At 71.1% G+C, this 18,692-nt stretch carries 19 protein-coding genes; 8 read left to right on the forward strand and 11 right to left on the reverse strand.

Annotated elements, in window-relative coordinates; translation table 11 throughout:
* Window positions 1-34: 34 nt before the first annotated feature.
* Window positions 35-1,027, reverse strand: a complete 993-nt coding sequence (locus ACIQTP_RS34660; RefSeq protein ID WP_403407453.1) for a DUF6397 family protein — start codon at window positions 1,025-1,027, stop codon at window positions 35-37.
* Window positions 1,028-1,155: 128 nt separating this feature from the next.
* On the reverse strand, window positions 1,156-1,569 hold the full coding sequence (locus tag ACIQTP_RS34665; RefSeq protein WP_403407455.1) for a roadblock/LC7 domain-containing protein: 414 nt from the start codon (window positions 1,567-1,569) through the stop codon (window positions 1,156-1,158).
* A 93-nt stretch (window positions 1,570-1,662) separates the two neighbouring features.
* On the opposite strand from ACIQTP_RS34665, the gene ACIQTP_RS34670 reads away from it, so the two are divergent.
* Complete coding sequence (locus ACIQTP_RS34670) at window positions 1,663-2,091, forward strand: PPOX class F420-dependent oxidoreductase (protein WP_403407457.1); 429 nt, start codon at window positions 1,663-1,665, stop codon at window positions 2,089-2,091.
* Between the two features lie 40 nt (window positions 2,092-2,131).
* Here ACIQTP_RS34670 and ACIQTP_RS34675 read toward each other — a convergent pair whose 3' ends face one another.
* From ACIQTP_RS34675 to ACIQTP_RS34695, 5 genes are all read right to left on the reverse strand, one after another.
* On the reverse strand, window positions 2,132-2,737 hold the full coding sequence (locus ACIQTP_RS34675) for a GTP-binding protein (RefSeq protein ID WP_402039449.1): 606 nt from the start codon (window positions 2,735-2,737) through the stop codon (window positions 2,132-2,134).
* Between the two features lie 100 nt (window positions 2,738-2,837).
* Window positions 2,838-3,233, reverse strand: a complete 396-nt coding sequence (locus ACIQTP_RS34680) for a DUF742 domain-containing protein (RefSeq protein ID WP_403407459.1) — start codon at window positions 3,231-3,233, stop codon at window positions 2,838-2,840.
* A gap of 19 nt (window positions 3,234-3,252) precedes the next feature.
* Window positions 3,253-3,690: a roadblock/LC7 domain-containing protein gene (locus tag ACIQTP_RS34685; protein WP_403407461.1), complete on the reverse strand. Its 438-nt coding sequence runs from the start codon at window positions 3,688-3,690 to the stop codon at window positions 3,253-3,255.
* Complete coding sequence (locus tag ACIQTP_RS34690; protein WP_403407463.1) at window positions 3,687-6,269, reverse strand: nitrate- and nitrite sensing domain-containing protein; 2,583 nt, start codon at window positions 6,267-6,269, stop codon at window positions 3,687-3,689. The genes ACIQTP_RS34685 and ACIQTP_RS34690 overlap by 4 nt, the downstream gene beginning before the upstream one ends.
* A 62-nt stretch (window positions 6,270-6,331) precedes the next feature.
* Window positions 6,332-7,105 carry an MHYT domain-containing protein gene (locus tag ACIQTP_RS34695; protein WP_403407465.1) on the reverse strand — a complete coding sequence of 258 codons (774 nt, stop codon included), beginning with the start codon at window positions 7,103-7,105 and terminating at the stop codon, window positions 6,332-6,334.
* A gap of 152 nt (window positions 7,106-7,257) precedes the next feature.
* On the opposite strand from ACIQTP_RS34695, the gene ACIQTP_RS34700 reads away from it, so the two are divergent.
* Window positions 7,258-7,857, forward strand: a complete 600-nt coding sequence (locus ACIQTP_RS34700) for a class I SAM-dependent methyltransferase (protein WP_403407467.1) — start codon at window positions 7,258-7,260, stop codon at window positions 7,855-7,857.
* 4 nt (window positions 7,858-7,861) lie between these two features.
* Here ACIQTP_RS34700 and ACIQTP_RS34705 read toward each other — a convergent pair whose 3' ends face one another.
* Window positions 7,862-8,620 carry an alpha/beta fold hydrolase gene (locus tag ACIQTP_RS34705; protein ID WP_403407469.1) on the reverse strand — a complete coding sequence of 253 codons (759 nt, stop codon included), beginning with the start codon at window positions 8,618-8,620 and terminating at the stop codon, window positions 7,862-7,864.
* A 123-nt stretch (window positions 8,621-8,743) separates the two neighbouring features.
* On the opposite strand from ACIQTP_RS34705, the gene ACIQTP_RS34710 reads away from it, so the two are divergent.
* The 3 genes from ACIQTP_RS34710 to ACIQTP_RS34720 all read left to right on the forward strand — a co-directional run bounded on the left by ACIQTP_RS34710 (window position 8,744) and on the right by ACIQTP_RS34720 (window position 10,682).
* The gene (locus tag ACIQTP_RS34710) at window positions 8,744-9,328 is read left to right on the forward strand and encodes a PadR family transcriptional regulator (RefSeq protein ID WP_403407471.1); all 585 of its coding nucleotides are present in this window, start codon (window positions 8,744-8,746) and stop codon (window positions 9,326-9,328) included.
* 54 nt (window positions 9,329-9,382) lie between these two features.
* Window positions 9,383-9,697 carry a hypothetical protein gene (locus tag ACIQTP_RS34715; RefSeq protein WP_403407473.1) on the forward strand — a complete coding sequence of 105 codons (315 nt, stop codon included), beginning with the start codon at window positions 9,383-9,385 and terminating at the stop codon, window positions 9,695-9,697.
* 136 nt (window positions 9,698-9,833) lie between these two features.
* A complete protein-coding gene (locus ACIQTP_RS34720; RefSeq protein ID WP_403407475.1) occupies window positions 9,834-10,682 on the forward strand; it encodes a hypothetical protein in 849 nt (282 codons plus the stop codon).
* Window positions 10,683-10,924: 242 nt separating this feature from the next.
* Here the strand turns inward: ACIQTP_RS34720 and ACIQTP_RS34725 are convergent, their stop codons facing one another.
* On the reverse strand, window positions 10,925-11,107 hold the full coding sequence (locus tag ACIQTP_RS34725; RefSeq protein ID WP_148008078.1) for a hypothetical protein: 183 nt from the start codon (window positions 11,105-11,107) through the stop codon (window positions 10,925-10,927).
* Between the two features lie 129 nt (window positions 11,108-11,236).
* Complete coding sequence (locus tag ACIQTP_RS34730; RefSeq protein ID WP_403407477.1) at window positions 11,237-12,319, reverse strand: fatty acid desaturase family protein; 1,083 nt, start codon at window positions 12,317-12,319, stop codon at window positions 11,237-11,239.
* A 245-nt stretch (window positions 12,320-12,564) separates the two neighbouring features.
* Here ACIQTP_RS34730 and ACIQTP_RS34735 point away from each other — a divergent pair, with 245 nt between their 5' ends.
* The 3 genes from ACIQTP_RS34735 (at window position 12,565) to ACIQTP_RS34745 (ending at window position 18,126) form a co-directional block, all read left to right on the forward strand.
* A complete protein-coding gene (locus ACIQTP_RS34735; protein WP_403407479.1) occupies window positions 12,565-15,414 on the forward strand; it encodes a DEAD/DEAH box helicase in 2,850 nt (949 codons plus the stop codon).
* Window positions 15,411-16,694, forward strand: a complete 1,284-nt coding sequence (locus tag ACIQTP_RS34740; protein WP_403407480.1) for an SWF or SNF family helicase — start codon at window positions 15,411-15,413, stop codon at window positions 16,692-16,694. Before ACIQTP_RS34735 ends, ACIQTP_RS34740 begins: the two co-directional genes overlap by 4 nt.
* Window positions 16,695-16,782: 88 nt before the next feature.
* A complete protein-coding gene (locus ACIQTP_RS34745; protein ID WP_403407482.1) occupies window positions 16,783-18,126 on the forward strand; it encodes an esterase-like activity of phytase family protein in 1,344 nt (447 codons plus the stop codon).
* Window positions 18,127-18,204: 78 nt separating this feature from the next.
* On the opposite strand, the gene ACIQTP_RS34750 is transcribed toward ACIQTP_RS34745, so the two are convergent.
* Window positions 18,205-18,468, reverse strand: a complete 264-nt coding sequence (locus ACIQTP_RS34750; RefSeq protein ID WP_403407484.1) for a hypothetical protein — start codon at window positions 18,466-18,468, stop codon at window positions 18,205-18,207.
* Between the last annotated feature and the right edge of the window lie 224 nt (window positions 18,469-18,692).

The raw sequence follows: 18,692 nt of genomic DNA on the forward strand, positions 1-18,692 counted from the left end.
GGCTGGTCCGTGCGTCGCGGACAGGAGCGCCCCGTCAGGGGTTTCTGCGGCGCAGCCAGCCGAGGAGCCTCCGTGGCCGCTCGGGCTCCACGCTCGGGGCCCTGCCCTCGAGGGCGGCCTCCCGCGGTCGCGAGGCCGCCGGAGCCGCCGCGACCAAGGGGGAGACCGGCGCCGGCGAGGCCTTCGGGGTCGGGCGGGGTGCGGGGCGGAGCTCTCGGGCCTCGACGAGTGCCTGGCCCAGGTCGGCACGGAGCCAGCTGACCTCGTCGGGATCCTCTGCCGTCATGATGCGCGAGACGAGGTGCGCGGCGGGAGTGTCCGGCGCGGCGGCGTGGGCGGCCCGCTCGGGCCGGAAGCGGTTCAGATACGCGCGCTCGTACGGGTCCCTGACGATCTCGGCCACCTGAACGGGGTCGAGCAGCGAGGCCACGATCGCGGCCCGCGCCCAGGGGTCCTCGGTCTGCCGCAGCAGGAATCCCATGTGCCGTCCCCGCCAGTTGCGGGGGCGGAGGTCCAGGCCGGCTTCCAGCTGATCGCGGAGTCCCTCGGGGGTACGGCCCTTGAGCAGCGGGGCGTTACGCTCGTCCGCCCCGAAGTGGCGCAGTTCTTCGGCCAGGTACAGCCAGACCACAGCCCTGTACCGGTTCAGGTAGAACTTCACGGGCACCACCAGGCCCAGGCGCGCGAAGCGCGTGAACCTGGCGGCCGTCACGCCCATGAGCGCCGCGCCCTCCGTGGTGCCGACAGCCTTGACGCGTTCCCGCAATGCCTCGGGGAAGCCGTCCTCGGAGCGCACCCGCTCGATCTCCGCCCGGGTGACGCGGCGTCCGCCTCCTCCCTCGTCGGGAATGGTGCGGACGCGTCCGAGATGCAGGGCGAGGTCGAACTCGCCGCGCTTGAGCTCCAGTTCTCGCGCGGCGCGTCCGAGCGACGATGTGGCGGACCTCGATGCGGTGGACGGCAAGGTGGCGGACTGCGAGGTGGTGGACGGCAAGGTGGTGGACTGCGTGATGGTGTTTCCGGACATGACGGTTCTCCCCCGTGGAGTGAGGTGCTCGCGCCGTCGGGCGCTTGCTTCGAGAAAAACCGTAGCCGGTTCGGCGGATCTCGCGGCGAGCCTGTGGATAACTCTCCCCGCGATGACGTATCCGCAGGTCAGAGGTCTACGGAAGACGGACGTTCCGGTTGGCGTTCATCCACGCCGAGGTGTTCGCCGACACGGTTGACAAGCAGTGTCATCTCGTAGGCGACCTGGCCGATGTCGGCTTCCGCGGCGCTGAGTACACACAGACAGCTGCCCGCGCCCGCCGCGGTGACGAAAAGGACCGCGTCGTCGAACTCGATCATCGTCTGGCGCACCTGACCGGCGCCGAAGTACCGACCTGAGCCCTTCGCCAGGCTGTGCAGGCCCGACGAGACCGCCGCGAGGTGCTCGGCGTCCTCACGTCGAAGCCCTGTGCTCGCGCCGGTCACCAGCCCGTCGTTGGACAGCACCAACGCGTGCCGTACGTGTTCGACGCGCTCGGTCAGGTCGTCGAGCAGCCAGCCGAGCCCCGTGTTCTGCGCCATGCTCCATCTCCCCGTGATGCTTTTCCCCCTGGCTGGAGGATCCGACCAGCCAGCCTTCCCCACGGCCGCCCTCCGGGCAAGGAGGATGGGCGCATGGCACAGAAGATGACCGATGAGCAATGGCGGGCCTTCGTCTCCCAGGGCACCCGCACCGGAAAGCTGTCGACCGTCCGCGCCGACGGAAGTCCGCACGTGGCGCCGATCTGGTTTCTCCTGGACGGCGACCACGTGCTCTTCAACACCGCGAAGGACAGTGTGAAGGGACGGAATCTGGCCCGCGACGGGCGAGCCGCCCTCTGCGTGGACGACGACCGGCCGCCGTTCGATTTCGTGGTTCTGGAGGGTCGTGCCGAGTTGTCGGAGGAGCTGGACGAGCTGCGTCACTGGGCAGCTCGGATCGGCGCACGCTACATGGGTGAGGATCGGGCCGAGGAGCTCGGGAAGCGCAACGGCGTCCCGGGTGAACTCCTCGTCCGCGTGAGGATCGAGAAGGTCGTGGCTTGGACCTCGATCGCGGCCTAGGTCTCCCCTTCGGAGGCCCAGGCCGTTTTTTTCCGTGGCCTCAACCGACGGAGTCGAGCAGCCGGGCGGTGTGCACCCGCCCGGCGTACTCCACGAGCCGGATGAGTACCTCCTTACCGGAGTCGCGGTCCCTGGCGTCGCAGAGCACCACGGGCGTACCCCGGTCGAGGTCGAGGGCGCGGGACACGTCCTGGGCGCCGTAGGCGCGGGCGCCCACGAAGCAGTTGACGGCCACCACGAACGGGATGTGCCGGTGCTCGAAGTAGTCCACCGCTGGAAAGCAGTCCTCGAGCCGGCGGGTGTCCGCGAGGACGACGGCCCCCAGCGCGCCCTGCGACAGCTCGTCCCACAGGAACCAGAACCGGTCCTGGCCCGGTGTGCCGAAGAGGTAGAGGGAGAGGCCGGACCGGATGGTGATGCGTCCGAAGTCCATGGCGACGGTCGTCGTGACCTTCTGGTCCACGCCGCCGGTGTCGTCCACCGACTGACCCGCCTCGCTGAGCAGTTCCTCGGTGCGCAGCGGCCTGATCTCGCTGACCGCCCCCACCAGGGTGGTCTTGCCCACGCCGAACCCGCCGGCTACCAGTATCTTCAACGCCAGGGCGGTCGTTTCGTCGGCCGAGGCGTCGGAGTTCTCGGAGACCATCGATCACTTCTCTCGGGAGTGGCGGCAGCGGTCGGCGCCGGCCGAACGATGCCGGGTATGCATCGGTGCGTATGTGCGTGTGTGGAGTCGTGTCGTTCATCTAGAGCGCCCTCAGCCCCTCGATCACCTCGCGGAGGATCCGCTCGTCGGGCAGTTGTGCGGGCGGCACCGGGCGGCTGATAGTGACGCAGCCCAGTTCCATCAGGTCGCCGAGCAGCACTCTGACCACGCCCACCGGCAGGTCCGCGCCCGCGGCGAGTTCGGCCACGGATTGTGTCTCCGTGCGGCACAGGTCGATGAGGGCCCGGTGTTCCGGCCCGAGCAGGGAGTCCTCGTCGACTCCGGACGCGCCCTTGTCGAGGGTGACCAGGGCGATCAGATCGAAGCGCACTCCGGTGGGGCCCGGTTTGGTGCGGCCGCCCGTCATCGCGTAGGGACGGACGAGCGGTCCCGCTTCGCTGTCGTACCACTGGCTGCCCGCGAGGTCCTCGGTCATCTGCGCCGCCCGTCCTCGGTCATCCGGCGGCGGGCGGCTGCGCGGCGACCCGCGGCGGCGTGTAGAGGTGCTCGCCGACGCGCTTGACCAGCCGCGCCATCTCATAGGCCACCAGACCGATGTCGGCCGTGACCGAGGTGAGGACGGCGAGGCACGAACCGTCGCCCGCTGCCGCGACGAACAGAAAGCCGTCGTCCATCTCCACCATCGTCTGGCGTACGCCCCCGGCGCCGAAGTGGCGTCCCGCGCCCTTGGCCAGACTGTGAAAGCCCGAGGCGACGGCGGCCAGGTGTTCGGCGTCCTCGCGCCTGAGACCGGTGGAAGAACCCACCGCCAGTCCGTCGTTCGACAGCACCACCGCATGCCGCACTTCGGCGACACGCAGCACCAAGTCGTCCAGCAGCCAGTCGAGTTCGCCGGATCGCTGGGCGGCCCTCATGCTCGAGTCCTGGATCACGCGGGGTCTCCTTCACTGCTGTCGCTGCCCGCATCGGGGTCTGGAGTGGCGTCGCGACCGGGTGTTCTGCCACCGCCACGCGCCCAGCCGTCGCGGTAGGCCGCCATACGGTCCCGTACGAGTTCGGGGGTGCGTGTGTCGTCGTGCTGGTGGGCCGCCACTTGAGTCGGCTCCTCGGTTCGCTGTGCGCGTAGTTGGGGCGCGAGGCTCGCCTGCCGTACGCGCCGTGGGAGGTCTTCGGACCCTTCGGAGTCGTCCGGAGGGCGGTGCAGCCGCAAAGTGGTGACTCCAGGTGGTGGGGTTTCCGGCGAGCCGTTCACAGGGGTTTCGGACGACACGTTCACGGGGGCTTCCGGCGAGCCGTGCGCAGGGGGTTCGGCAGCGGTCTGCACGAGGGGCACGAGTGCGGGCCGCTCGATGGGCGCCTCGACGGAGCCGTGCTCCGGGGCGGCCGCCACACGCGCGTACTCGCGTTCGTCGGGCCTTCCGTCGTCCGCCTTGCGGGGGGAACGTTCCGCCGCGCCTGCGTGCACCAGCGCGGTCGGTAGCAGGACGACGGCGGTGGTGCCCCCGTAGGGCGAGGTGCGCAGATGCACCTTGATGCCGTGCCGGGCCGCGAGCCTGCTGACCACGAAGAGACCGAGCCGGTCGCTGTCGAACAGGTCCAGCGCCTCGGACTGTTCGATGCGCCGATTGGCTTCGTCGAGCGTCTCCTTGCCCATGCCGAGTCCTCGGTCCTCGACCTCCACGGCGTAGCCGTTGCCGACCGGTTCGCCGGTGATGCGGACGCGGGTGTGCGGCGGGGAGAACTGGGCGGCGTTCTCGACGATTTCCGCCAGGAGGTGGGTGAGGTCGGCCACGGCGGCGCCGCCGACCGATGCCTCGGGCAGCTGTCGTACCTCCACGCGCGCGTAGTCCTCGACTTCGGACACGGCCGCGCGGACCACGTTCGTCAGCGAGACCGGCATGCGCCAGGCCCGGCCGGGTGCGGCGCCGGAAAGGATGATCAGGCTCTCCGCGTGGCGCCGCATCCGGGTGGTGAGGTGGTCGAGCCGGAAGAGGTCACTCAGTTCGTTCGGGTCCTCGGACCTGCGCTCCATGCTGTCCAGCAGGCTCAGCTGGCGGTGCACGAGGACCTGGCTGCGCCGGGCGAGATTGACGAAGACCCCCGAGATCCCGCTGGCCAGTTCCGCGCGTTCGACGGCGGCGCGCAGGGCGGCCCGGTGCACGGTGCCCAGGGCCTCCGCGACCTGTCCGGTCTCGTCCTCCGAGGGTGGTCCTGGCGGAGCCTCTGCGCGGACGTCGATCTCCTCCCCCGCGCGCAGCTTGCGCATCGCCTCGGGCAGTTTGCGTCGAGCGATCTCGAGGGCGCTGTTGCGCAGGAGCACCAGCTCGACGACGAGGCCGCGTCCGATGCGTACGGAGATCACGAGCGACGCGGCGACGGCGGCGAGGCCGAATACGACAGCGGCGCCGGCGGGTGTCAGCAGACCGCGGGTCAAGGGGTCGGCCCGGTCCGCGACACCCCGGCCCGCCTTCGCCTCGATGGCGCGCATGGCGTTCTGCACACGCGCGTGGGCGGTGTTCCAGTCGGCTTCCGGCGCGGCGTCGACGGCGTTTCCGCCGGGCCTTGACGCAAGCACCTTGTCCTCGACTGCGCGTACCTCGGTGTACGCGTTCCCCGTCACGAGGTCGCGCCAGGAGGCCTGTTCGGGTCCGCGCAGATCCGCGACGGCGGCGTCGGTCAGGGTGCGGCGGGTGGCGACCGCCCCGGTGAACAGCCGCAGTCGTTCACCGTCCAGGGTGTGGGCGAGCCGGGCACCGGACAGCACGGTGTCCTCCTGGGCCAGCGCCTCGCCGGCCCGGGAGAATTCTAGGAGTACGCGCGCGTCGGAGCCCAGGTCGGCGTCCTGGATGCCGGTGAGGGCGCCCCCGACCGCGAAGGCGGCCGAAATGGTCCTGGTGTACTGCCCGTACGCCTCGTCCCATCCGGTACGTCGCTCCAGTACGGCGGTGCGCAGGGGCCCCAGGCTCTCGGCCCCGTTGACGAAGGTGTCGAGCCGTCCGGCCACTCCGGCGGGCAGGTCGGCGCCGTCGGCGACGGTGTTGTGGTCGCCCAGTCGCAGCTTCGCCACCGCGCGGTCGGTGCGCTCCGCCAGCGTCTTGAGATCGCTCTGTGGCTCGGAGGACGGGTCGGTCGCATGGCGGACGGCGGCCGCGCGCTCGGCCTGGAGCGCGGCGACGGCGTCGTCGACCGGCGCTCGGACGGTGGAGTCCACACGCTGCAACTGCCGCAGCCGCGCGACATCCTGGGCGGTACTCACCGTGGCGTACGCCCACAGGGCGAGCAACGAGACCACCGGCACCATGAGCAGACAGACGATCTTGGCCCGCACGGTGCGAGGACGCATGCGCCATCGTCCGGCGCGCGCGGATGCCTCTGGCTGCGTCCCTGTGGCGTCCTCGTCGGGGTCGGTGTACTCGTCGGCGGGCGGTCCCGCGTGGGCGCGGCGGCCGCGCTGCGGGGGTGGGGCCGACGGCTCGGCGCCGGCTGCAGGGGTCCTACGGGGTGGACGCATGGCCTCCTCGCTCGGAGTGGTTCGGGGCGTGTCGTCCGAGCCGTCGTGACTCGGGCCCGCCACTAGCGGGCGACGCTCTCGACCGGCCGCTGGGCCGACGCGGATGCCTCGCGCTCGCGGGCCGTCGGGGACAGCGCGACGAATGCAGAGGTCAGGAAGAGATAGGACCCGAGGCCGACGGCGAGGGGGAAGATGAACTGCATCGCCGTGGCCCCGGGAAGGGCCTCCCCTGAGGGGCTGACACGCACGCTCACCGCCATCATTCCGGTGTAGTGCATGCTGCTCACCGCCCCACCCATGACGAGGGAGGCGACGGCGACCGCGACGGGCGACCTGATGTTGAGTGCCGCCCACAGGGCCGCGGTGGCCGCGACCACGGCGATCACCACGGAGAGCCCGACGAGCACCGGGTCGTAGCGCACGACGCCGTGCAGCCGAAGCGCCGCCATGCCCAGGTAGTGCATGCTCGCGACGCCGAGTCCGGTGGTGAGTCCGCCGAGGACGAGCGCACGGCCCCGGTCGCGGCCGTAGCCGACGGCGAAGACGCCCGCGCCGACGACGACCATCGCGACGAGCAGACTGAGGATGGTCAGCGGCACGTTGTAGCGAATTTCCGTACCGCTCACACTGAAGCCGAGCATCGCCACGAAGTGCATCGTCCAGATGCCGGTGCCGATCGCGGAGGCCGCGGTGAGGAGCCAGTTGCGGCGCGAGCGCCCGGTGGCGCCGAGCGCGCGGACCGTGCAGCGCAGCCCCAGGGCGGCGCCTATAGAGGCCATCGCGTACGACAGCACGGGGGTCAGCCAGCCGAAGGCGGCGTGGTCCAGGTGTCCCATGGCTCAGGGACGCTAGTCCCCGCAGGGGCGTACAAAGGGGGCGCATTTCGAAAGGTGTTGAAATATGACACAGACAGGTACGTGACCGATCGCGTGACGCTCGAACGTGTGCGCAGAGTCGTACTTCGTGTCAGTGAGAGATCATGCGGGACATGAGCGAGGACCACACACATGTCCAGGAGTTCTTCACGGCGCGCGCGGCCGACTGGGACGCGCGGTTCCCCGACGACGGGCCGGCCTATGCGGCGGCGGTCGGCGAACTCGGCCTGCGCGAGGGAGACCGCGTGCTCGACGCGGGCTGCGGCACCGGACGGGCGCTGCCGCCGCTGCGCGCGGCCGTGGGGCCCTCCGGCGTGGTCGTCGCGGCCGATCTGACCCCGGCCATGCTCGCGGCGGCGGTACGGGCCGGACGGCACCGCGACGGGCAGTTGCTGCTCACCGACGTCACCGCGCTGCCGTTGCGCACCGAGTCACTGGACGCCGTCTTCGGTGCGGGTCTGATCGCGCATCTGCCCAACCCTGACGAGAATCTGAGGGAGTTGGCGCGGGTGGTGCGGCCCGGTGGCACGCTGGCGCTGTTCCATCCGATCGGCCGGGCTGCGCTCGCGGCGCGCCAGGGGCGCCGGATCACACCGGGCGACCTGAGGGCGGAGGCCAATCTCCGCCCCCTGCTGGCCGCTTCCGGCTGGGACATGACCTCGTACGCCGACGAGGACGCCCGCTTCCTGGCGCTGGCCACACGGCGGGGCTGAGGCCTCAGACCTGTCCGGCGACCTCGGCCACGAAGGCGTCGGGGTTGTCGAACATGACGTTGTGCCCCGCACCGGGAACGGTCACCACCCGGACTCCGGCGGCCTCCAGCCCCTCCCTGTCCTCCAGTTCACCGCTCAGCGCCCCCTGGAGGTAGACACGGTCCGCCGTCAGCTCTACGAGCAGGTGGCGCATCGTGGGGACCGTGCCACGCACGAGGCCGATCGCGGTGCGGTGCAGCGCGCGCGGATCGGCGAGCCGCATGGTCGCCGCCCAGGACGGGCCGACCCGGTCGAGCACGCGCGCGTGGCCGCCGTTTTCGACGTACTCCTCCTCCGTGTACGAGGCGATGCCACTGCTGCCCGCCTTGACCGGGGGGTGCGGGTCGAGGTTCGCCTCCGTGAGAACCAGCCTGGACACGAGCTCGGGACGCCGATGGGCGAGCACGATGGCCACCGCGCCGCCCATGCTGTGCGCGACCAGTTCCGCCGCCGTGACACCGGCCTCGTCCAGGGCGGCCGCCAGCGCGTCCGCGTGGTCCTCCAGGCTGTAGCCGAAGTCCGCGGGCCGATCACTGATGCCGTGGCCGGGCAGGTCGACGAACAGGGTCCGGCGCCCTGCCAGTTCGGGCCGGGCCGCGATGTGGGCGTGGTAGACCGTCGAGGCCGACCCCAGTCCGTGCACGTACACCCGGGCCGGTTCAGCACCCGTCGCCTCCGTCCAGCGGATGCGGCTTCCCTTGCCGTCGAACTCGGCCTGCCTCATTGCTCTCCCTCGCGTCTGCCTCATCGTTTCTCGCGCTCCAGGAGAATACATCGGAGCCGATGTATATAGGAAGCGATGTATGAAGGAGAGGATGTACACCGCTGGTGCGGCAGAATGCAGGGCATGCTTGAGCTGGCCATCCTCGGTTTTCTGTACGACGCCCCACTGCACGGCTACGAGCTGCGCAAGCGCATCACCGCGCTGACCGGCCATGTGAAGCCCGTCGCGGAGAGCACGCTGTATCCCGCGATCAAGCGGCTGGAGAAGGCGGGGTTGCTGGCGCGGGCTACGCAGCCCGGCTCCGTGGCTGCCCCGCGCCATGTCCTGACGCTCACCGAGGAGGGGAGAAGCGAGTTGCGCCGCCGGCTCGCGGAGCCCGCACAGCGCGACATCACCGACGAGAACCGCTGGTTCACGGTGCTCGCCTTCCTCAGACACCTGGCCCACCCCGCGGCGCAGGCCGCGGTACTGCGCCGCAGGCTCACCTTCCTGGAGGAGCCCGCGAGCTTCTTCTACGAAGGCGACCGGCCGTTGCGCGCCGAAGAGCTCGACGATCCCTTCCGGCAGGGCATTCTCACCATCGCCCGGGCCACGAGCCGTGCCGAACTCACCTGGCTGCGGGCCACGATCGACTCACTCGAAGGGAAGGTTCGCGACGCTTCACCGGACCGTCCCTCTTCTGCCGCCGGGCCTTCAACTCTACGTTGAGTAGCAGCAGATGAACGATCAGCGATGGCAACCGCGCAGGGGGAAGGTGGCCCGATGACCGGAATGTTCGGCAGACTCCGCGAGATATGGCGCCGGAAAGCGGCCGACGAGGCCGAGGCGCAACGGGCCGCCAAGCGGCGACCGGAGAAACGTACACACAATCTTTTCGAGGCAGCCGCTGCCTATGTGTCGGCCTGTGCGGAGGACGACCAGGAGCAGATCGACGAGGCCGCGGCCTGGGTGTCGCCCGAGGCGCTGTCGTTCGGGGTGAACGAGCTGGCCTGCCGCGCCGTCATCGCTCTGGCGCGGGAGCGCGACGAGTCGCCTCGGACGGTGGCGCGGACACTGCTGGGACTCCCCGCCGCCTGACCGCGGTGGGCGCGGGCCGGGCGTTTCGCCCCCGTCCAGCCGGATAACTGCAGCTCCGCGTCTGTTTCGGGCTCGTGACAAGCGCCTTCGAATCGCATTATGGTGCGCCGACGAACGTAGCGATCGGGAGGCTGGGATGGCCGGGACGGACGATGGCGCCGTCGCCACCGCGGACGACGACGCGCTGTATGTACTGACGGCGGTGCTGTTGACGCCCGCGAAGTTCCCCAGCGTGCTGGGGGACGACTACCCGGAGGCCTGCGCGGCGCTCGACCTGGCACCGCTGGCCGACGGGTACGGTCTCGTGCTCGGCCAGGATGGCGAGGGTGCACGGTGGACGGTCGTCATCGACGACGTCTCGCTGGTCGCCGTCGCCATCGCGTCCTGGGACTGCGGGATGGAGCACGAGCTGTCGCCCGACGAGCGCACGGTCGTCTCCGCGCTGCCCGGCTGGCCCCTGGAGGTCGCGGTCGCGGCCCCCGGGGTGCCGGCCCCGCACGACCCCGCGCCCGAGCTCACGGAGCGGCCCGCGCTCACTCCACCGGACACCGCCGTCTGGGGACCGGCCCAACGGCGCCTAGGAGCGGACGAGATCGCCCTCCAGTGGGCGATCTGGCGGGAGCAGATCGACGACGGCGACTTCGTCACGTCGGAGGACACCGCCCAGCCCGAGGACGAGACCGAGAGCGCCGACGGCGACAGCGGCAGCGGCGAGAGCCGCAACGGTGTCCGCCGGGTGCTCGCGGAGGCGCGCTCCTATGTGGACACCCCGCCGCCCCTGGGCCGCGTCCGCTCGTCCTTCGCCACCGGCGACGCCCGGACCCTGCGCGCGGACGGCCCCGGCTGGTCCATGGTCGCCCGGACCGACGACATCGCCTTCGTCCTCCTCGACGAGGAGCCCGGAGAGGTCCTGCCCGTCGGCCGGGGCCCGGAACTGCCCGGTCTCCTGGAGGCCCTCGACAAGATGGCCGTACGCCCCAGCTGAGCGGTCGCGCGGTGTCCGCGTCGGGGCGAGCAACGTCGCACACCCCCGGGAACACTCCCGATCCCTGGCTGAAGATCCCTGACCGAGCGGCCCGCGGCCGACGGCCGCGGGCCGTGGATCGCCCGTCGCCGCGGACTTGGCGGGACAACGCGTCCGCTCGCGGACCCTGCCGGCGGCACGGTCCGCGAGCGGCGACGGAGCCGCCCCCCACCTGCCGGGAGACGCACTCGATCGGCAGCGCCTCAGCGGCCGAGTTCCTTGCGGGTGATGCGGCGCAGCCTGCGCCGCTGCGAGGGATCCAGCGTCAGGTACGCGGCCGCCGGAACTCCCACCACGATCAAGAAGGCGGCCCACCAGGGCAACCAGATCAGCAGGATGAGGCCGACCGCCACACCTCCTGCGGCGATCTTCGCGTTCTTCGACATGTGTCGCCTCCTTCGCGGCTGCTGCCGCTCTCTGTCCTGAAAACGGGTCCACGCCTCTCACGGTTCCAGTGCGCGACCCTGAGACATCCCTGAGGCGCTCCCCTGACTCAGCCCTGAGACCCTCCGCGCTCACTCACCCGCCGAGGCCTTCCGCGGCTGCTCGGTCCTGAGGGGTTCGCCGACCTCGTGCATGTGACGCAGGGCCTGCCGGTAGGAGTCGACGAGCCCGGTTTCCGCGTAGGGGATACCCAATTCCCGACAGTGTGCGCGCACCAACGGCTGGGCGAGCCGCAAGTGGGGTCGGGGCATGCTGGGGAACAAGTGGTGCTCGATCTGGTAGTTGAGGCCGCCGAGGAACCAGTCGGTCAGGGCGGCGCCGCGGACATTGCGGGAGGTGAGCACCTGGCGGCGCAGATGGCCCCAGCGCTCGCCGTCCGGGTCGGGCATCTCCATGCCCTTGTGGTTGGGCGCGAAGGCCATGCCCAGGTGCAGGCCGAACAGTGCCTGGTGCAGCGCTGCGAAGGCCAGGGCCTTGCCGAGGGACATGGAGGTGAGCAACAAGGTCGCGTACGCCACGACGTGGGTCACCAGCAACAGTGCCTCCACCACCCGCTCGCGCGGCGGCTGCCGGCGCAGGTCCTGGAAACCGTGGACCTTCAGGGCGACGCCTTCCAGGAGGGTGAGCGGGAAGAAGAGCCAGGCCTGGTTGCGGGTGAGCCAGCGCCGGAAGCCGACCCGGACCTCGGCCTGCACACCGGTGAAGACAAGGACGTCTGCGACGACGTCGGGATCCTTGTCGACGTGGTTCGGGTTGGCGTGGTGGCGGTTGTGCTTGTGGTTCCACCAGGAATAGCTCAGTCCGAGGAGCAGGTTGCCGTGGACCAGGCCGATCGCACGGCCGACCCCCTTGTTGGCGGTGATCTGCGTGTGGCCCGCGTCGTGGCCTATGAAGGCCGTGCGGGCCGAGAACACGGCGAGCAGCGGGGCGAGGACAAGCGCCCACCAGGAGTTGCCGATCAGGGCGACACCCGTCACCACCGCGGCCAGGGCCAGCGCGTTCGCCGTTATCGCGCGTGCGTACCAGCCGTGGCGCCGGTCCAGGAGACCCCGAGCCCTGACGGTGCGCAGGAGGGGCGCGAAGTCACTTCCGGGGCTCTGCCCGACGCCACCCCCTGGAAGGTCTTCCATGACGGCTGTGGCGGTCTGAGGCATGGCGGGTCTCCGGTTTCTGAGGGAAGGGGCTGACCTGATGAAACGTACGAATCAGTGACCCTCGGCGACCATGACGCCACCACCCGTGTACGTACTGAGGCTTTCCCCGTCCATCGAGGGGGGTTACGTACACCCCCGGCCCAGGGAGAGCCACCTCACGGTCCGGCATCCCCGCCCTGTGTACGCGGTGCTGTACCCTCGGCGACTCCGACCCAGTAGTCAAATTTGAGGAATGCGCCATCGCTGTGCAGAGAATTCCTGCGGCAACGCCCGCTGAGATCTCCGAACTGGCCCAATGCTGTGCCGTGTTCATGCCCGCCGATCCGTCCCGTACCGGAAGCGTCGCTTTCTGGCGGCCCGAGGGTGGCGTCCCACCAGTGGTGACCTCCGGCGCCTTCGAGGACCTGACCGTCGCACTGCCCGGAGACGACGGTGTCGAGCTCGTGACCGTGCCCGCCGTCCTGCTCCCGGTGCGCGCCGCGCTCCCGGTTCTCACGCGCGCGCGTGCCACCGCACACGCACACCGGGCGACCACGTTCTGGGGCGCGGCCGCCGTGCTCGCCCTCCAACTCGCCGCACGGGGTCTGCTGCTGCCGGGGCTGACGGCGAGCGACCACGACGCGTGGCGTGCCGGTCCACTGCGGGCCGACGACCTGGAGCGCGTCCGCGAACTCGCCGCGGCGATGCCGCCCGACGCGCACGCCGTACCGGTGGACGGCCGTGAGCCGGTGCGGCTGCCCGACCCGGAGCGGCTGCTGCGAGCCTTCCTCGACGCGGTGGCGGACGCGCTGCCCCGCTCTCCCGCCGCGTCGCCGGCCGCGGGAGGAGCGGCCTTCGCGGCGCCGGAGCCGCAGCATGTGCCGGAGCAGCGCGCCTGGGCCGCCGACGTGGCCGCTGGGCACGACGCGGGCGTACGCGTCTCGCTGCGTGTCGAGGTCCCTGGGCTGGCGTCGGCCGGGGCGGACGAGTCGCGACTCCCCTTCCGCGGGGTGCTGCAGGTGCACAGCGTGAACGACCCGGGTCTCGTCGCGGACGCCCTCGCCGTCTGGGCCGGATCGGCGGCCTTCGGCCCACGCGCGCGGATGGACGTCCTGCTCGCCCTGCGCCGTGCGGCCCGTGCCTGGCCCCCGCTCACCCCGTTGCTCTCGGCGACGGTGCCGGACGCCGTCGAACTCGCCGACGAGGAGGTCACCGAACTCCTCGGCGAGGGCGCCCGCATGCTGGCGTCCGCCGGCGTCGACGTGCACTGGCCCAAGGAGTTGGCTCGCAAGCTGACCGCCCGCGCCGTCATCGGCCCGCCGGACGACGAGCGGAGTCCGGACAAGATCGCGTCGGCCACCCCCTCCTTCCTGTCCGCGGACGCGCTGCTGGCCTTCAACTGGTGGTTCGCGCTGGGCGATCAGCAACTCACACGACAGGAGCTGGACCACCTCGCCGAGGCGAACCGCCCCATGGTGCGGCTGCGCGACCAGTGGGTCCTCGTCGACCCGCAGGAGGTGCGCCGCGCCCGGGCGCAACAGGACCGCAAGCTCACGCCCGTCGAAGCGCTGAGCGCCGCTCTGACGGGCTCCACGGAGGTCGACGGCCGCAGGGTCGACGTACGATCCACGGGGTGGCTGGCGACGCTGCGGGAGCGGCTCTCGGACCCGGAGGGGCAGGAACCGGTCGGGCAGCCCGCCGCGCTCACCGCGACGCTGCGGGACTACCAGATGCGGGGCCTCAACTGGCTCGCCCGGATGACCTCCTTGGGACTGGGCGGTTGTCTGGCCGACGACATGGGCCTGGGCAAGACGATCACGCTGATCGCCCTGCATCTGCACCGGCAGACCGACACATCGGCGGGCCCCACCCTCGTGGTCTGTCCGGCCTCCTTGATGGGCAACTGGCAGCGCGAGATCGAGAAGTTCGCGCCCGGCACGCCGGTGCGCCGTTTCCACGGCTCGCGGCGCAGTCTGGAAGGCCTGGCGGACGGCGAGTTCGTGCTCACCACGTACGGCACGATGCGGCTCGACGCGCCGCGACTGGCCGAGGTGCCATGGGACATGGTCGTCGCGGACGAGGCGCAGCACGTGAAGAACCCCTACTCGGCGACGGCGCGGGCGCTGCGCTCCATCGGCGCCCGCGCGCGCGTGGCGCTCACCGGCACGCCGGTGGAGAACAACCTGTCGGAGCTGTGGGCGATCCTCGACTGGACGACACCGGGCCTGCTCGGGAGTCTCGGCTCCTTCCGGACGCGTTACGCGCAGGCCGTCGAAGGCGCTCAGGATCCCGCGGCTGCCGAGCGGCTCACCCAGTTGGTCCGGCCGTTCCTGCTGCGGCGGCGCAAGTCGGACCCCGGTATCGCGCCAGAGCTGCCGCCGAAGACCGAGACCGACCGTGCCGTCTCGCTCACCAAGGAGCAGGCGGGTCTGTACGAGGCGGTGGTGCGTGAGACCCTCGCGGAGATCTCGGGCGCGGACAGCATGGCGCGGCGCGGTCTGATCGTGAAGCTGCTCACCGGGCTGAAGCAGATCTGCAACCACCCGGCGCAGTTCCTCAAGGAGGACCGGCCGAAGATCCCGGGCAGGTCCGGGAAGCTGGAGCTGCTGGACGAACTGCTCGACACCATCCTCTCCGAGGGAGCGAGCGTTCTGGTCTTCACGCAGTACGTGCGGATGGCGCGCCTCATCGAGCGCCATCTCGCGGTGCGCGGCGTCGCGACGCAGTTCCTGCACGGCGGGACACCCATTCATGAGCGCGAGGCGATGGTGGAACGCTTCCAGGAGGGCGAAATCCCTGTCTTCTTGTTGTCGTTGAAGGCCGCGGGCACGGGCCTGAACCTGACGCGGGCCGAGCACGTCGTGCACTACGACCGCTGGTGGAACCCGGCCGTGGAGGCGCAGGCCACGGACCGCGCGTACCGCATCGGCCAGACGCGGCCCGTGCAGGTGCACCGACTGATCGCCGAGGGGACCATCGAGGACCGCATCGCCGAGATGCTCCGGCGCAAGCAGCAGTTGGCCGACGCGGTCCTCGGCGCCGGAGAGGCAGCGCTCACGGAGCTCACCGACGCCGAACTTGCCGACCTGGTGGAGCTGCGAGGAGACGCACGATGACGGATCGGAACGAGGAGCGTACGTTCGCGGCGCTGCCGCCCGCACAGGGGCGGGGCTTCGCGCAGACGTGGTGGGGCCGGGCCTGGCTGAGGGCGCTGGAGGACGCGGCGCTGGACTCGGAGGGCGTGAAGACCGGCCGCAGACTCGCGCGTGCGGGGGCCGTGGGAGCCGTGTCGGTGCGGCCTGGGCGCATCACCGCCGTCGTTCGGGACCGGGACGGCACCGCGCACCGCTCGGACGTGCTGCTTCAGGAACTGTCCGCGGAGCGGTGGGACCGTTTCCTGGACATGGCCGTCGAACGGGCCGGGCATGTCGCGGCGCTGCTCGACCGTGAGATGCCCCCACATCTGGTGGAGGACGCGGCGGCCTCGGGAGTCGAACTTCTTCCGGGGTTGGGTGACTTGGAGGCCGAGTGCGACTGCGGGGCCTGGGACCACTGTGGCCACACCGCGGCGCTCTGTTATCAGATGGCGCGGCTGCTCGACCAGGATCCGTTCGCCCTGCTGCTGATGCGAGGCCGCGCCGAACGCACCTTGCTGGACGAGCTTCAGTCGCGCGACAGCGCGAGCGCGAAGAATCGGCCGGGCTCCCCGGAGCCCGCTCAGCAGGGCGTGGACGCCGGCGAGGCGTATGCGGCCGGGGACATCCTGCCGTCCCTGCCCGCTCCGCCGGATCTGCCCGAGGTGCCCGGCCGGCCGCCCTCCCTGGACACCGAGGCCGCGCCCGCACCCGGCGTCGACCCGCCCGCCCTAGAGTTCCTCGCCGCCGCGACCGCTGCCGAGGCGCACCGGCTGCTCGCCGAGGCGCTCAGGCCGACTCACGCGCAGGAAGCACCGGCGGCGGAGTTGACGGTCGGGCAGGACGCGGTACGGCTTGCGGCGTCCGCCGCTGAAGGTGCGATCGTCGGGCGGCTGGCCGCCGGATCGGGGCGCGACCGGCAGGAACTGGCGCTCGCCGTACGCGCCTGGCACCACGGGGGTGTGGTGGCGCTGGCCGTGCTGGAGGACGAGTGGGCCGTGGAGGCGGAGGCACTCGCACGCGCGCGTGCCGCCCTGGACGCGGCCTGGGACGAGGACGAGCGGCCTCGACTGCGTGCCACCCGCAACCGCTGGACCGCCGTCGGCGCACCTGCCCAGCTGCGTCTGGGGCGTGACGGTCGATGGTGGCCGTACCGCAAGGAGCGGGGCCGTTGGACGCCCGCGGGGCCGGCGACAGGGGATCCGGCCACCGCCTTCGCGATGGCTCAGGGGGACCCGGGCGACGACCCGATGAGTGGTTGACGCCCCACGTTCACCTCGAAGTCGTACGAAGTTCGGCGCGGCGGCCAACTCTGGCCGCTGTCAACGAACTTGTGCCTCAGGAGGCCCGATGTCCCCGCACGCCGTCGGCCGGCGCCATGTCCAGCGAACCGTCGCCGCGGGTGTACCGCTCGCGATGCTGGCCGCCCTCGTGGCGGTCGGCACCGCGAGCGCTCAGGGCTACCCGTCGCAGCCGAGGGTCACGCGCACCGCGACCCTCGGCGACCTTCCCCTGGGCTCGTTCAGCAACGCGCTGCTGCCCGGCACGGTGGGCGACGACCGGGGCGTGGACCTCGGTGGGATCGGCAGCGACATCTACCCGGCCGGGCGCCGGGGCGAGTTCTGGACGGTCACCGACCGCGGCCCCAACGGGCAGATCAAGGCGGACGGCAAGAAGCGCCGCACGTTCCCGGTTCCCGGCTTCGACCCGGCGATCGTGAAGATCAGGGTGTCCGGTGACACCGTGAAGGTGCTGGACGCGCTCCCGATCACCACGTCCTCCGGGAAGCCCGTGACGGGGCTGTCCAACCAGGCGGGGCGCGACGAGGCGCCGTACTCCTATGACGCGCAGACCCCCCTCACGTACAACCCCAACGGCTTGGACACCGAAGGCATCGTCCGTTCCGCGGACGGCGGTTTCTGGCTCGTGGACGAGTACGGTCCCTCGTTGATCCATGTCTCCGCGCGCGGGAAGGTCCTCACGCGGTATGTGCCCAAGGGACTGAACCTGACCGGCACCGACTACCCGGTGGTCGAGGCGCTGCCCGCCGTCCTGCTGCACCGGAAGATCAATCGCGGCTTCGAAGGGCTCGCCCAGCTCCCCGGCGGCGACCTGGTGATGGCGGTGCAGAGCCCGCTCTCCCTGCCGGACGGCGACGCGGGGGACGCCTCGCGCACGACGCGGCTGCTGCGCTTCTCCCCGAAGAAGCGGGCCGTCACCGCCGAGTACGCCTACCGCTTCGACCCGGTGAACGTGGTCGACCCCAGCGAGGACGACACGTCGGAGCTGAAGATCTCCTCCGTGGTGGCCGTCGGTCGCGAGCGGCTGCTGGTGGAGGAACGCACGGACAAGGCGGCGCGGTTGCAGGTGGTGGACCTCACGCGTGGCGCGAACATCCTCGGTGGTCCCTGGGACAGCGACACGACATCCCCGTCTCTGGAACAGCTCAATGATCCGGCCGCCTCCGGCGTCCCGGTGCTCGCCAAGCGTCTGGTCGTGGACCTGGGAACGGTCGCGGGGGTACCCGGAAAGATCGAGGGCATCGCGCGCGTGGACCACGACACACTCGCGCTGATCAACGACAACGACTTCGGGATGACCGACGGGGCAGGCGCGTTCGACGCGCAGGGCCGCCTGGTGGACAGCGGTATCGAGACGACGGTCACGTACGTACGACTGCCGCACGGGATCTGACCGCAGGACTTTTCGTCGGGCACGCGTGCGTGAGTCGCGAAACGGCGTCCACCCGCGCGTGCCCGTCACCTCAGTGGCTTACGGCAGCGCGCCGTTCCCCAAGCTCGGAAGGAGCGACTGCAGGTCACTCGGCAGGACGCTGCGCAGATCGCTCGGCAGCTCCGAGGGCAAAGACGAAGGCAGGGACGAGGGCAGCGACGAAGGCAGCTCGCTGGGCAGCCCGGACGGAATGCTCAGCGACGGGGAAGACGACCCCTGAGTGCCGCCACTCGCGGTGGGCCCCTTCTTGTCGGGCGTGTTGCTGCCGCCGCGGACCAACAACACCACGGCGACGACAGCCACGACGGCCACGAGCGCGGCGAGCGCGAGGAACAGCGGCGTGCGGCGCCGCCCTCCACCATGGCCTCCCGGACCGCCGGGAAATCCAGCGGGAGGCTCGGGACCATCACCCCCGGGAGGGGGACCGTAGCCCTCGAAAGGGGGACCTTGGCCTCCCGAAGGAGGCCCGTAGCCTCCGGGCGGCGGTCCGAAGCCACCGTTTCCCGAAGGGGGCGTGTCTCCCGGCG

The organism is Streptomyces sp. NPDC090798 (assembly GCF_044768965.1).
In the GTDB taxonomy this organism is placed as follows: Bacteria; Actinomycetota; Actinomycetes; order Streptomycetales; family Streptomycetaceae; genus Streptomyces.

Coding starts and splice junctions, on each gene's coding strand:
- ACIQTP_RS34660 (WP_403407453.1), bottom strand. CDS start 1,027: ATGTCCGGAAACACCATCACGCAGTCCACCACCTTGCCGTCCACCACC.
- ACIQTP_RS34665 (WP_403407455.1), bottom strand. CDS start 1,569: ATGGCGCAGAACACGGGGCTCGGCTGGCTGCTCGACGACCTGACCGAG.
- ACIQTP_RS34670 (WP_403407457.1), top strand. CDS start 1,663: ATGGCACAGAAGATGACCGATGAGCAATGGCGGGCCTTCGTCTCCCAG.
- ACIQTP_RS34675 (WP_402039449.1), bottom strand. CDS start 2,737: ATGGTCTCCGAGAACTCCGACGCCTCGGCCGACGAAACGACCGCCCTG.
- ACIQTP_RS34680 (WP_403407459.1), bottom strand. CDS start 3,233: ATGACCGAGGACCTCGCGGGCAGCCAGTGGTACGACAGCGAAGCGGGA.
- ACIQTP_RS34690 (WP_403407463.1), bottom strand. CDS start 6,269: ATGCGTCCACCCCGTAGGACCCCTGCAGCCGGCGCCGAGCCGTCGGCC.
- ACIQTP_RS34695 (WP_403407465.1), bottom strand. CDS start 7,105: ATGGGACACCTGGACCACGCCGCCTTCGGCTGGCTGACCCCCGTGCTG.
- ACIQTP_RS34700 (WP_403407467.1), top strand. CDS start 7,258: ATGAGCGAGGACCACACACATGTCCAGGAGTTCTTCACGGCGCGCGCG.
- ACIQTP_RS34705 (WP_403407469.1), bottom strand. CDS start 8,620: ATGAGGCAGGCCGAGTTCGACGGCAAGGGAAGCCGCATCCGCTGGACG.
- ACIQTP_RS34710 (WP_403407471.1), top strand. CDS start 8,744: ATGCTTGAGCTGGCCATCCTCGGTTTTCTGTACGACGCCCCACTGCAC.
- ACIQTP_RS34715 (WP_403407473.1), top strand. CDS start 9,383: ATGACCGGAATGTTCGGCAGACTCCGCGAGATATGGCGCCGGAAAGCG.
- ACIQTP_RS34720 (WP_403407475.1), top strand. CDS start 9,834: ATGGCCGGGACGGACGATGGCGCCGTCGCCACCGCGGACGACGACGCG.
- ACIQTP_RS34725 (WP_148008078.1), bottom strand. CDS start 11,107: ATGTCGAAGAACGCGAAGATCGCCGCAGGAGGTGTGGCGGTCGGCCTC.
- ACIQTP_RS34730 (WP_403407477.1), bottom strand. CDS start 12,319: ATGCCTCAGACCGCCACAGCCGTCATGGAAGACCTTCCAGGGGGTGGC.
- ACIQTP_RS34740 (WP_403407480.1), top strand. CDS start 15,411: ATGACGGATCGGAACGAGGAGCGTACGTTCGCGGCGCTGCCGCCCGCA.
- ACIQTP_RS34745 (WP_403407482.1), top strand. CDS start 16,783: ATGTCCCCGCACGCCGTCGGCCGGCGCCATGTCCAGCGAACCGTCGCC.